The sequence below is a fragment of the Vibrio sp. 1978 genome (assembly GCF_033344345.1).
In genome coordinates, this window is the sequence record NZ_JAWPOP010000017.1 from 108,184 (window position 1) to 122,185 (window position 14,002).

The 14,002-nt window shown below is 41.7% G+C and carries 10 protein-coding genes and 1 rRNA gene; 10 read left to right on the plus strand and 1 reads right to left on the minus strand.

Annotation, left to right across the window (positions count from 1 at the left end; genetic code table 11):
• Positions 1–268 precede the first annotated feature (268 nt).
• Both R8N49_RS16885 and R8N49_RS16890 read left to right on the plus strand, forming a co-directional pair.
• Entirely contained in the window at positions 269–2,761 is a 2,493-nt protein-coding gene (locus tag R8N49_RS16885) for an AAA family ATPase (RefSeq protein ID WP_318190020.1), read from the plus strand.
• 10 nt (positions 2,762–2,771) lie between these two features.
• The gene (locus R8N49_RS16890) at positions 2,772–4,571 is read left to right on the plus strand and encodes a hypothetical protein (protein WP_023585716.1); all 1,800 of its coding nucleotides are present in this window, start codon (positions 2,772–2,774) and stop codon (positions 4,569–4,571) included.
• Between the two features lie 580 nt (positions 4,572–5,151).
• Here R8N49_RS16890 and R8N49_RS16895 read toward each other — a convergent pair.
• Positions 5,152–6,435, minus strand: coding sequence for a carbohydrate-binding protein (locus R8N49_RS16895; protein ID WP_053303443.1), 1,284 nt, complete (start codon positions 6,433–6,435; stop codon positions 5,152–5,154).
• 247 nt (positions 6,436–6,682) lie between these two features.
• Between R8N49_RS16895 and R8N49_RS16900 the strand changes: the two genes are divergently transcribed.
• From R8N49_RS16900 to R8N49_RS16935, 8 genes are all read left to right on the plus strand, one after another.
• Positions 6,683–6,988: a PTS sugar transporter subunit IIB gene (locus R8N49_RS16900; RefSeq protein WP_025767645.1), complete on the plus strand. Its 306-nt coding sequence runs from the start codon at positions 6,683–6,685 to the stop codon at positions 6,986–6,988.
• Between the two features lie 88 nt (positions 6,989–7,076).
• Positions 7,077–8,411: a PTS sugar transporter subunit IIC gene (locus R8N49_RS16905; RefSeq protein WP_005381064.1), complete on the plus strand. Its 1,335-nt coding sequence runs from the start codon at positions 7,077–7,079 to the stop codon at positions 8,409–8,411.
• A 51-nt stretch (positions 8,412–8,462) separates the two neighbouring features.
• Entirely contained in the window at positions 8,463–8,774 is a 312-nt protein-coding gene (locus tag R8N49_RS16910) for a PTS lactose/cellobiose transporter subunit IIA (RefSeq protein WP_031777269.1), read from the plus strand.
• Positions 8,775–8,786: 12 nt separating this feature from the next.
• Positions 8,787–10,109: a 6-phospho-beta-glucosidase gene (locus tag R8N49_RS16915; RefSeq protein WP_053303322.1), complete on the plus strand. Its 1,323-nt coding sequence runs from the start codon at positions 8,787–8,789 to the stop codon at positions 10,107–10,109.
• Between the two features lie 18 nt (positions 10,110–10,127).
• Entirely contained in the window at positions 10,128–10,883 is a 756-nt protein-coding gene (chbG, locus tag R8N49_RS16920) for a chitin disaccharide deacetylase (protein ID WP_053303321.1), read from the plus strand.
• A 104-nt stretch (positions 10,884–10,987) separates the two neighbouring features.
• Positions 10,988–11,986, plus strand: coding sequence for a LacI family DNA-binding transcriptional regulator (locus R8N49_RS16925; protein WP_053303320.1), 999 nt, complete (start codon positions 10,988–10,990; stop codon positions 11,984–11,986).
• Between the two features lie 130 nt (positions 11,987–12,116).
• Positions 12,117–13,370, plus strand: coding sequence for an HD-GYP domain-containing protein (locus tag R8N49_RS16930; protein ID WP_005381029.1), 1,254 nt, complete (start codon positions 12,117–12,119; stop codon positions 13,368–13,370).
• Between the two features lie 565 nt (positions 13,371–13,935).
• A 16S ribosomal RNA gene (locus tag R8N49_RS16935) occupies positions 13,936–14,002 on the plus strand; the annotation flags it as partial.

The window sequence follows — 14,002 nt, forward strand, 5'->3', positions numbered from 1 at the left end:
GAGCCTGTTGCCGGAAGAACTGTGCGGTAACCATTGCTGTTGGTATTTATAGTTGTGGGGTGAATGCGGTTGAAAGTTCGGTTTTCTGTGGCTGCAGGGAGGCTTCTAGTTGAAATTGATAACCAACTATCTGCTCTACAAAAAATCTTTGAGTCAGTGGTAATGTTTTTGATAAATAATAGAAATTTTGCATTAGGTTTTTGCTACCCTGAAACCTACTATTAAACAAGTATTCATGGATAGGTCAATGTCTACTATTAACACTCAGTTGCTAGCAATCAAAAAAGCACCGTATTATGAGACTCAAGGCTTTATAACTCCGATTTTGCAAGTTACGCCAGATGGGGACTACGTTCCACTAGATCGAACTTTATATCCGGTAGATATATTTATATCAAAGGGTTACGGTGCTATTGATAAACAGTATGAGCAAAGTGAATTGTTCATTTTAAAGTCCCATGTAAAAGACGAGCAGAAGTCGCGAGAGGTGGGAGAGCCTAGGTATTGGGCTGACGACGGCATGGTTTCTCCACTTGCTGCAAATACTTTGCTGCCTGTGTTATCAACTTCTCTACCGAGTAAAGAAACGGGTACTCTAGAAAGAGGTGTAGAGCCCCCTAAAGGTGCTTTTTTTATACTTGATAGTGAATATCTTTACGGTCCACTGAAGTCTAGTTACACCGATGATGATCAATATGTAGTTGAGCCCAACGTTAACCCGTTGTTGTCTTACGGACGGGGGAACTTAGGGCGTTGGTTGCTCTCAGATGTACAAAGCTGCTTAGTCAAAACTGAGGTTGACGGGGAGCAGTGCATATATGTTAAGTCTTTCAAACATCTATCTAATTTTAGAGGTAGGAATGGAAACTCAGCTGACTTTATTGATTACCTTAGTGATGATCAGCTAATTAAGGTTGCGAACCAGACTCACTTTGGAAAAAAAGGTCTGAGTAAGAAGGAGGCCGAGAAACTTCAACAAATCATCACGAGTTTCGAAAAAGAAAATAAAAACTTACATGATGAACGCTTAGAACGTTTGAAATCTATGCTCGATAAGTACCTAATGAATGGCTCGAATGGGTACAATCTGATCAAAGAATATTTAGAAGCTCCAACTGGTCAGAAGTTTCTGAAAGATTATGTTCAACAAAACGAATCGCGACTTCTTCAAGGTGTCCTAGATGAATTCGAAAAGGATGCAAATGAAAAGAAAGAAGAGATTGAGATAGAGCTAGATCGTCAGCGAGCACTGCTTGATAAGTACCAAGATGATATCGTAAAGCTCCAAGACAAAGTGCTTCAGAAAAGAAAGTGGGCTCAAGACGAACTCGATCGTATAGCTCAAGAAACTGAAGAAGAGCGTCAGAGAAAGCTAGAAGAAAACCAAGCTGAATTAGGTGAGAAGATCGCTCAAATGGAAACTGAACTTGAGGCTCGTGGTCGTGAGTTGGCAAGTGTCTGTGACCGATTAGAAATAGCAAACGATATTAAAGAGCTCAAGGCTGAGAGTGATTACTACGAGCGATATCATGAAAAGCAACAAACTAAGGTTAATAACTTAATTGCAGGTTATAACAAGGCTATAAGGGAAGAGGATGATGCGCTCTATAAACGTATCGGTGACATGCAAGCTTTTAACAAACTCCTGAATGGTAAAAGTAGCACGAGGGTTGAAACGGCCGCTCCGGTTGTAGAGCAACTGCCGATGAGTAGTGTTCAACCGGATAGTGCAGCTGACCTTGTTGATTACCTGTGCAGCCAGTTTTCAGATAGTGGTAGAGGTTTTAGCTTTGACGAAATGAGTAACTTGGTTGTTTGTTTGCAGCAATCATTTTTGACTGTACTTGCTGGTGGTCCTGGTACGGGTAAAACTTCAACTGTCACTCGTCTGGCTAAAGCTATGAATTTAGGTACTGGTCAATTGGGAGATCATTTTTTGAATGTTCCTGTTGGCCGTGGTTGGGTTTCATCCAGAGATATTTTGGGTTTTTACAACTCATTAAAAGACACTTACCAAGAGTCTAGAAGCGGGCTATATTCATTTTTATCACATCACCAAATGCATCCTAGTGATACAACGAAAATTATCCTACTAGATGAGGCTAACCTATCTAGTATCGAACACTATTGGTCTGACTTCCTAATTTACTGTGATCGTGAAAACTTATTACGTTCTATTGATACTGGTATTCCAAACACTGACCAGAGATATTTAAAATTGGATGACATGACGCGGTTTATAGCTACTATTAACTTTGACTCTACTACAGAACCATTGTCACCGCGTTTAATTGACCGAGTCCCTGTCATCACCTTGGATAATCCTGAAGCGAACATTGGTGGTGAGACAAGCTCATTAAATTTAGATGGTATGTTGAGTGCATCGAAAATCAAAGAAATGTTTACTGTTGAAGATAACGCCTTGCTTCGCTCTGAACAGATTTTATTACAAGATACTGTAGATATTTTAAGTAAAGCTGACCGAAGTAAAGGTCCTGCGATAGTCGTTAGTCAACGTAAACTTAATGCTATAGCGAATTACGTTAGTTCTTCTCGTGATCTAATGGGTTCAGAGACAGCTATGGACTTTGCTATATCTCAATTTATTCTACCTCACATTGATGGTTACGGATCTGCGTTTAAGTGTCGCCTAGAAGAATTAGCCGATAAAGTCTCCAAACATAGTCGTACAGAAGGCCATTTAGAACGTATTTTGACGTCTGGAGATTACCTATCGGGTTCATACTCGTTCTTTGGTTAGAGGATTGCCTGTGGAGTTTCTGAAAGCTACTATTTTGAATGGAAGCAGACGTGACCTTGTTTTGTCTTTACCCTTACAAAGCTCTGCTGGTTCTACGTCTCAGTGGGTTCAAGAAGATGAAGCGATAACCTTTGAGCTTACACTTTCCGATGGGAGTTCGGGGGTCGTGCTAAACCTCTATGATCATTCGATCGAACCGAGTGATTCTTTTAGGTTGCCAAACGGTAATGTTCGTTATGTCTGGAAGCCTAAAAGTAGAGGTCGATGGACCTATGAGTGCTTGTTTTTTAATTACTTTGGTATCGCTGAGCTAAATGTTGTATATCGTGACGACACTGGCGAGCTGAACGTTCTTGAGTTTGAACCTTTAGAAGTACTATCTTCTAAGGCGAAAGCTCAAAATGTTGAGTCAATGGTTATGTACTTGTCTTCTCTCGGGGAGGACAAACTTCACTCATTATTCCAAACTACTAAGTTTAGTGCTGGATATCGTGAAGGTTTGGGAACTCCCGTAAGTTATTTGGAGAGACTGGAAGGTAGTGTAGAAAAGGTTTCTCATCATATTCAACAGATTATTCGAAAGCCTATAAGTAGGCTCTCCCCTAAACCTTCAATAGTTCAACCTCACGGTGATGAACAATTGGACGGCTCTTCAATTTCATGGCTCATGGACAATCTTTCGGTTTTGGAGGCTGTTGATAGCCCGCGCGATGCACATTTGGTATACGACGAGAATTACTATCGAGCTAGTTCACTGGAAGTATCTAGTATAAGGGAAGATACTAATCTTTATGAAAACGAAGTTGTATATGCTGCCGTGCTTTTTATGAAGCAAAAAACGTCAGAACAGATGGAATCTTACAAAGGAATTGCTAACAACATTAAAAATGAGCGAAGCTTTCCTCTTGGGTATGTTTCATTTTTCTCACAAATATCGAAGCTCAAAGCTCATCTTTTAGGTAATCAACTAAACCGTTGCTCTGCTTTGTTAGAGAAACTAAATCATTTACAGATAATCCTTGAAAGAAACTTACCCGTTAAGAAAGTGACTATTGCTCGTCCGATGTTGACAGCAAAAGCTGCATCGAATATCTCATATCGAGTGGTCTTCGTTGAATTTATATATTGGCTAGAATGTAATAAGCCTGATTGGTCTTTATATCGAAGCTTGATGGCGATAACATCTATCCCTAAGCTTTTTGAACTGTATACATATTATAGAATTGAAGAAACACTCCATGATCTGATGTATAGAGATAATTCAACAAGATGGACTGTGAATGGTATAGGTGTATCTTTACATTATGAACCAACATATTGGATGAAGGGGAACTCCCGTGATGGAGAAACCGAATTCGTTAATTCGGAAGGAAAAAGGATCGATAAAGAAGGAATTATAGTTAGACGTAATATAACTCATAAATACTCTCATCGGTCTCCAGACTACGTTATTGAAGTCGGATCGAGAGATTCCGGTTTCAAATTGATAGTTTTAGATGCTAAATATACATATGCGTCTAAGGCTTTTTCATATTATTTACCGGATTGTACGATGAAGTATGTTCATGGTATTTCTCTAAGAGATAATGGTAGAGCACCTGTAGAATCAATGACCATTCTTTATCCAAGTGAAGAGAGAAGCTTAGATAGCTTTCACACTTTTGAATATAGTATCGAAGGTCCATACTCTGTAGTCCCAGCTCTTCAGTGTGTGGGGGTGGCTCTTGGTGATACTAGGGGGCAAGATGCATTGAAATTAACACTGGAGCGATTGTTACATCTTAGTGGAGTAACCTTGAATCTAGATTGAACGGTGTGAATAAGGTACTTATGTCGAAGCAAAGCCCTTCATTGCACTCTCATAGTAGTTTTCTCTTTTGCCCCTCGCAGTTATAAGGCGGATCACTCAGTTTTAACACCTCTGAAGTTATTTATGGGTTGCTAATATAACATTTGCAAAAATGAGCTGAAACCGTATTTCAAATCTGTGCTCGACGTGTGCTAAAAAGATCTAATGAAATCCTATTTCATGGTCCTTGATATCCAAAGAAATCCTCTTAAATGCAAATAATTACAAGTGCTTAAGAGGAATTCAAAATCCGTTGCCTTCGGGCGTGGCGGTTCAAGTCCGCCCACCGGTACCATATTAGAAAGGTCGCTTTTATAGCGGCCTTTCGTCGTTTTAGGTGTTCGTAAATATCAAAAGAAAGTTAGCGTTGCCTTCGCGGTGGCGGCAGGAATGCCAGTCCAATCAACTCCGTCCACCGGTACCATATTTTAAGACAGAGCCTCGATGAAAGTCGGGGCTTTGTTGTATCTGGATCTTCAAAACAAAAAAGCGCGAGGGGTATGCCTCGCGCAAACTACTACATGGTGATAGTAAGAACAGCCTATAGAGCTGTGAACAAGGTATTCTGAGTGTTCGGAGTCCAGTCTGCTTGGGACACGTGCGGTACATCAACTAGATAACGCAAACCTTGATAAGTCACCACATCACCTTGTTTATAGGAAACATTCTGAGTCCAGTTAGTGGCTGGGTCTGCATTTGTCCAAAGGCTAGAGGTTGGAGATGGTGCCCAATCTTGTTGCGCAGTATGGTTTGTTACAGCCTGGTATACAGTACCTAGGTGTAAGACGTAATCGCCAGCGTCGTAGTTATGACCAACTTGCCAGTTCGGTGTGTAGTTATCCATTGTGTCGAAGTCATAACCCGCTTGTTTTGCTAACTGTATAAACTTAGCGAGCTTAGGTAGGTTTTGCGTTGCACCCATGCCACGCTTACCATCTTCAAATAGGAACTCGTGAGTTAATACGATAACTTTATCGGCGTGTAAGGGTGTACCACATGGGAACTCTTGAGCTTTGGAGTTGATCGGGTTAATCGTTGTTGGTGCACAAGTGTTTAACGCGGAATCCACATATCCAAGAAATGCTTCTGCTTCTGTAAGGCTGTTTGCTGGCATTTCAATGCCCCAATTTTCGGGTGCCCAGTCCACATCCCAACCGTGAGTTTGATAGCCGTTATTCGCTAGGATATTTTGAACCTCGATAGCTGCTTTTACACTGTTGGATGGGTTGGATGTATCGCATACATATCCTGGTTCCCAAGGTTTCAGGTCATCAGACGTGGCACATAACCCATCTGCTTTGAAGTCTTTCGTCACGCGCCAACCGTTGGTGTAGGGCAGTCTAGCAAACTCTGTTGCCTTGTAGTTCGGGTAGCTTGTAATGTTCGGCAAATACTTTGCTAACACAGATAAGTTTTCCGTAAACATTGAGGCATCGTAAACAGGGTCTTGATACGAGTTAAGCTGGTGGTCCCCGGTCGCATTACACTCCGCAGCACTGTTCGGTCCAAACTCATCCACGCAGTTGTGCACCATGTGATCGTAACTGTGGTTCGCAACAATATGACCAGTGTCTAATGTGAGCTTTAAGGCTTCTAGGGAACGGTCTTCATTCTCATCACCAATTCCATCTAAATGCCAAGCATTAAAGTAAAACGTCGCTTTGATATCTTCCTGGTTAAGTACTTGAATAACGTCAATAGATGCATTGATTGGTCCATCATCAAACGTTAGATAAATTGTGCCTTTAGAGTCGGTTTGAGCAAATGAGTGTTGTGATAGTGCGGCACTTACAAGCGTTGCAATAGCCAATTTATTAAATTTCATTCTCTATTCCTTTTAAGAAATTAATAACGACGTTGTCAGTAGTAAAATATTGATAATTTGAAACTTAATGTGATGTCTTAAATTATTTTATGACTTTTATCCTAGACCTAAATAATTATAAAAAAATAGGTGGTATTTTCTAAATTGGGATTGTGTTCACGAATAATGCAACCGGTTGCGCTTTTTTGTCTTGGTTATTTTTGCTACAGTTTTTGCAGGTTGAAATTTACACAACGGGAGTAAGGCTATGAAAAAGATCCTTTTATGCTGTAGCGCAGGGATGTCAACCAGTATGCTTGTTAAGAAAATGGAGCAAGCTGCTGAAAATAAAGGAATTGAATGCAAAATTGATGCGATGTCAGTGAATGCATTTGAAGATGCAATTAAAGAGTACGATGTTTGTCTTCTCGGGCCTCAAGTACGTTTTCAGCTAGAAGAGCTAAGAAAAACGGCGCAAGAGCATGGTAAAAACATTGACGCGATTTCTCCTCAGCATTATGGAATGATGAAGGGAGAGGAAGTACTAGAGCAAGCATTAGAATTAATTAACTAAACCATAGTTTTAAATTAAAAAAGATAACTGTACATCAAATATAAATATTTGATGCGGGATTCTTTTGCCTAAAATAAGGATGGATTCTATGAAGCTTTATGACGCAATTATAGGCGCAGTCGAAAAGCATATAGCCCCTATAGCAGCTAAAGTGGGGAATCAGCCCCATGTTCGCGCAATGAGAGACGGTTTTATTGTCGCAATGCCGTTTATTATTGTTGGTAGTTTCATTTTGATTTTTGCATTCCCCCCATTTGCCGAAGATACAACCTTTACTTTTGGTCGAATTTGGCTCGATTTCGCCACTACACATTTTGATACCATAATGATGCCCTACAACATGTCGATGGGGATCATGACCATTTTTGTTTCGCTGGGCGTTGCTTATAGTTTAGCGAAGGCTTACAAGATGGATGGGATCACGAGTGCTGTATTGTCACTAATGTCTTTTTTACTCATAGCGGCCCCAGCTAAAGATGGCGCTTTGTCTATGTCTCACATGGGCGGAACCGGGATCTTCACCGCAGTGATGTGTGCATTTTTCTCGGTGGAGCTCTACCGTTTTATGAAAAAGCACAATATTACGATTCGCATGCCAGAGCAGGTGCCACCGGCGATTGCGCGATCATTTGAAGTATTGCTACCAGTCTTAGCGATATTCATTACCTTATATCCACTTAGCCTTTTCGTACAAACCCAGTACGACATGCTGATTCCAGATGCTGTTATGGCTATCTTTAAACCGCTAATTAGTGCGTCTAACTCATTGCCTGCCATTATTGGCGCTTTATTGCTTTGCCAGCTGCTTTGGTTTGCGGGTATTCATGGTGCTGCAATTGTTGTTGGACTGCTTTCTCCAATCTTTTTGACCAACATTGGTGCCAACATTGAAGCCTTTGTTGCAGGTGAACCGATTCCAAACGTATTTACTCAACCGTTCTGGGATTTTTACATCTTTATTGGCGGCTCTGGTGCAACACTTGCTCTTGTTATGCTGATGTCGTTTAGCCGTTCTGTTCACCTTAAGAGCATTGGTCGAATGAGTGCGGTGCCTGGCTTTTTCCAAATCAACGAACCAGTGATCTTCGGTAGCCCAGTTGTGATGAACCCGACCTTGTTTATCCCGTTCGTCTTCGCTCCAGTCATCAACGCTACGATTGCGTATTTTGCTGTGCATGTCGGCTTTGTGGGTATGGGTGTCGCTACAACACCTTGGACAACACCGGCACTGATAGGTGCTTCGTGGGGTAGCGGTTGGACCTTTGCGCCAGTATTGCTCGTCATTGGTTTATTAATTCTTGATCTAATCATCTACTTCCCATTCTTCAAAATGTTTGAGAAGCAAATGTTGGAGCAAGAACTACCAACGACGAAGGAAACTAAAGGTGACACGCAGCCGTCAGGCGAAGGCGTTACTGCTTAACTGTGCTTAATGGGCCGCAATTACCGCGGCCCGATTTTCGGAGAGAAAATGATGGAACAAGAATTGGTTGTAATGGAGATCATTTGCAATGCTGGTGAAGCCAGAAGTTTAAGCTACGAGGCATTGCGTTTATCTCGAGAACAAGATTTTGAAGCGGCTGATGAGAAGCTCTCTCAAGCAAGAGAGTGCATTAATAAAGCCCACTTAATACAGACTCAGCTTATTGAAGAAGATCAGGGAGAAGGGAAAGTCCCGATGACGTTAGTGATGGTGCATGCTCAAGATCACCTAATGACTACGATTTTGGCTCAAGAGATGGCTGTAGAAATCGTCGCACTGAACAAAAAAATCTCGAACAAATAAAGGGGGATGAAAATGTCTAGAGAGGCGATCAAACTTGCCATTATTGGCGGTGGTAGTAGCTATACCCCGGAATTGGTTGAAGGGGTTATTAAGCGCTTAGAATATTTACCCGTTAGGAAGATTCATTTTGTGGACATTGAGTCAGGAGCTGAGAAGCTTGAGATCATCAAAGGATTGGCTCAGCGAATGGTCGATAAAGCCGGAGCAAAAATTGAGATAAAAGCCAGTTTCGATCGCCGTGCTGCGATAAAAGATGCGGATTTTGTGATGACGCAGTTTCGTGTTGGTGGCCTTGCTGCACGCGCTAACGATGAGCGAATCCCAATCAAGTACGACGTCATCGGCCAAGAAACAACGGGCCCTGGTGGTTTTGCTAAAGCACTGCGAACCATTCCGGTCATTCTTGATATCTGTAAAGACATTGAAGAGTTGGCTCCAAACGCATGGATGCTCAATTTCACCAACCCAGCGGGTTTAGTTTCCGAAGCGGTCAGTAAGTACACCAAAGTAAAGAGTATTGGTTTATGCAATGTGCCCGTTTCAATGGAAATGATGATTGCAGAAATGATGGAGTGCGAGCCAAAAGAGCTACAACTTGAGTTTGCTGGGTTAAACCATCTCGTGTGGGTACACAAAGCATGGCTCAATGGGGAAGATATTACTCAAACGGTATTAGAGAAAGTCGGTGATGGTGCCAACTTCAGTATGAAGAATATCTGGGAAGAGCCGTGGGATCCTGCATTTCTAAAAGCACTGGGGGCGATACCATGTCCTTATCATCGCTACTTCTACCAAACTGATGCCATGCTTGCTGAAGAGAAACAAAGTGCCGATGAAAAAGGCACTCGTGCTGAGCAGGTAATGGAAACAGAAAATGCGCTATTTAAGCTCTATCAAGATCCTACCCTCGATCATAAGCCGAAAGAGTTAGAGGAGCGGGGTGGTGCTTATTATTCTGATGCATCACTGAACCTAGTTGATTCAATTTATAACAATCGTAATAGTATTCATGTTGTTAACGTTTTAAATAATGGAGCGATCAACGGCCTACCTGACGATGCTGTGATTGAATGTAGTGCGGTGATTGGTAGCTGGGGGGCGAAACCTCTTGCGGTTGGCGAGTTGTCAAACAATATCAAAGGATTACTCTATCAAGTTAAAGCGTATGAGCAGCTAACAATAGAAGCTGCTGTCGAAGGTAATTATGACAAGGCGCTTATGGCATTAACCAATAACCCATTGGTGCCTGACATTGGCCGCGCCAAGTCAATCCTGGATGATATTCTGGCGGTGAACGCTCCGTATTTACCTCAATTTAAACTAACGACGTTGTAAGACTAAGGAAGGGCGCCGATGAAAGTCATTTTTAATGCTGATGATTTTGGTTTAACGAGAGGTGTAAATAACGGCATCGTTAAAGCTCATCGGCAAGGTGTGGTTCATTCAACCACCATGATGGTGGGTATGGATGCTGAGCAACATGCCTTAGAACTAGCTCGCCATAATCCAGACTTGAAAGTTGGCGTTCATCTTAGGTTTACAGCAGGTGTGCCTATAACGAAGCATCGTAACTTGACTAACGGCCGAGCGCACTTTATCAACTATGACGAACTTTGGAGTAAGCAGGACTTCGAAACTCAGGTCGTTTATGATGAAGCAAAAGCTCAGGTGGAACATTTTTTATCGCTTGGGTTAGAGCTAAGCCACTTAGATAGCCATCATCACGCGCATACTCACCCTCAAATTTTGCCCGTTATTAAAGAAGTAGCGAATGAATACCGAGTGCCACTGCGGGGCACTGGCTTGTGTCAAGAATCGATGACAATCAGGTATATCTTTACTGATGAGTTTTATGATCAAAAAGTGAGCTTGGATGGCTTAATGGCACATCTATTGAGCTTAAAAGCTGACTATGACTTGGTTGAGGTGATGTGCCACCCGGCAGAGGCCGATCAGGCGCTTATCTTAAAGAGTGGCTATGTGCTTCAGCGAGAGCTAGAGTTACAAGTTCTTACCTCTCCCATTTTAAAAGAACAGTTAGCTCATCATGGTATAACTGTCACGGATTACTCTGAGCTTGTTTCTACCAATCAAATGGTCGGTGTATGATTAAAGGCTGCCAGCTTCGCCCCCTATAGCACCTTACGAATTGCTGGCAGCCGTTCTACACAAACGAATATTTAATAACAATTGCAGTTGGACCCAATAGCATTATGGCCAGGATTAAAGATGTAGCCGAACTCGCCGGTGTAAATCGCTCTACCGTTTCTCGAATTATTAATGGAGAGGGGAAATTTCGCGAGGAAACTCGAAAAAAAGTAGAGCAAGCTATGGCGCAATTGAATTATCGTCCTAGTGCAATTGCTCGTTCACTCGCAACCTCATCCAGTAATATGGTTGGGTTATTGGTGACTTACTATACGGGGGGCTTCTTTGGCGAGATGATGGAGCAGGTTCAGACCGAGCTGGATATTCATAAGAAGTTTTTGATTACAGCTCAAGGCCATCATTCTGCACAAGGTGAAAAAGAGGCAATTCAGCGTTTTAATGATTTACGTTGTGACGGCTATGTACTTCATAGTCGTTATTTGTCAGATGATGACTTACGTGAACTAGCTAAACAGCCAACACCTTTCGTTCTCCTGGATCGCTACGTGGAAGGAATAGAAGAGCGTTGTGTTACCTTTAACCATCATCATGCAAGTCGTATTGCCGTTGAGCACCTTTTAGCTGGTGCTCATCGAAAGATTGCTTGTATTGCCGGTCCATCCCAACGTCATAACAGTGTATTGAGAAAGCTTGGGTATATTGATGCAATGAAGGATGCTGGTATAGATATTGATGAAAGCTGGTGTGAAGAAGGGAATTATGGCCGGCAAAGTGGTTATGATGCAATGGCTGCAATTTTACAACGACACCCTGATGTGACGGCTGTCTTTTCGTGCAGTGAAGAAATGACGGTTGGCGCAATGCAGTACTTACACGAGCACAGTATTTCTGTACCAGAGCAAATCTCATTAACTAGCTTTGACAGTGTTGATCTTTGTGAAAGTCTTTACCCTACAGTATCAGCAGTGCACTTTCCTATCAGTGACATGGCCCGTGTAGCGGTACAAACGTTAATGGGACTAGTCAAAGATCAAGAAGTAATAGACAAGCCAGTGTTCGAGGCCAAGCTTAAAATACGCAAAGCAGATCGCTCCTTAAAGTAGCTTACTTCTATCTAATTAAGTGAGTCGCTTAGAAATAACGGTTTGATGTTTTGATAGTTACTGATGAATTTATTCACAAAATTTACTAGTATTCTAACTCTCTTAAGAAATATAAATCAGTAGTGAATAAGTGGCAGCCATTAAACTAACGGTCGATCGTATTCAACCCGGACTACATATCCGTCTTCCGCTAAAGTGGAACGATCACCCCTTTCTACTCAATAGCTTTAAGATTAAAGACCAAGAGCAAGTCGAGATGATCCGCCACCTCGGCGTAAAGTTCGTTTACTTTAATCCAGAGCAAAGCGATGCCGTTCCACTCCCTGTTGATCAAAGACAAGCTGACAGAGTAACAAATGAAGCGTCGTTAGATCATGAAACTCAAAAAATGTGGCAAGAAAAACAGAACCGCATAGAGAAGTTAAGTGCATACCGTCGACGCGTGATTCAGTGTGAAAAAGAGTTTGAGCGCTCTCTGGCACGTATGCGTTCAGTCATGACTAAAATCCGTAACCGTCCGACAGCAGCAGTTGATGAAGCAAAGCTTCTTATTGAAGATATCGTCGAGAAGTTAATGTGCGATGATAATGTTACGTTACATCTGATGAACGGAAAAAATGAGTTTGAAGATATTTATTTCCACTCATTGAACGTGGCTGTTATCTCGATGATGATTGGCCGTGCTAAAGGGTACTCAGCAGCACAGTTGAAAGAGCTTTCCTTCTCCGCACTATTCCATGATATCGGGAAAATAAAAATCCCGACTGCAATATTAAGAAAGCAACTACCTCTAACAGAGCCAGAAACCAACTACTTAAAGTTGCACACTAAATATGGCGTCGATCTTGCGAGTCAAATCGAGGCTTTTCCCGAAGTCGCGAGAATTGTGATCGCGCAGCACCATGAGCTAAGAGATGGGTCTGGTTATCCTAAAGGCCTGAAAGGAGATGAGATCAACGAGTTTGCTCAAATTATTGCTGTAGCCAATGCGTTTGATAACTTGTGTCATACCCCGATAGTCTCAGACCAAAAGATTCCTTATACCGCACTCTCTCATTTATATAAGAACTGTAAACACCTATATAAAGAAGAGAACCTGAACATCCTAATTAAGTTTATGGGCGTGTTTCCTCCGGGTACCGTAGTTCAGCTTTCTAATAATATGGTCGGCCTGGTTATCTCAGTGAATGCATCGCATTTATTATTCCCGAATGTCTTGGTTTACGATCCATCAGTACCAAGGACGCAAGCGCCAATCATTGATCTTGCGTCAAAAGATATAAAGATAGTTAACGCGATTCATCCGTCAAAATTACCGGATAAAGTAAAAGAGTATCTAAATCCGCGTTCGCGTATTTCTTATTTCTTTGATAGCGATGAGTAGTTATCCACAGCTTTTTGTGGGTAAATTGTATAAATCCTGAGTGTTATTTCTGGGTAATTTTGGGGTTGGATGGAAAGTATCCATTTGGCATGTTTTTTTAGAAAAAATGCATTTTTAGTATTGCCAAAGAAAATCTTCTCCCTATAATGCGCATCCATCGACACGGCAGACGTCACAAGGCTTCAGCAGGGTCGAAGAGGTAAAAAGCTTCTACAAAAAATTAGTTTAAAAAAGTGTTTGACACTAACAACTAAATCGCTAGAATGCACCTCCGCTTTGAGAGAAAAACTTCTCGCAAAGCAAGCTCTTTAACAATATAGACCTATCAATCTGTGTGGGCACTCGTTGATGATAATCCAATTAGATATTTCTTTCTTAACGGAAAGCGGTATCAAATTAGGTTTCAATGAAACGAAGTGACCATTCGAATTGGGAAGCAGCCTTGAGCTGTTTTGTTTTACTTTTTCAAAAGTAAAAACCAATAAGAGCACAGTCAATTCAAACATTACTTCTGCTATTTATTAGCGAAAGGAATGTTCAGTATTCATTGAGCCGACAAAATCTTAAATTGAAGAGTTTGATCATGGCTCAGATTGAACGCTGGCGGCAGGCCTAACACATGCAAGTCGAGC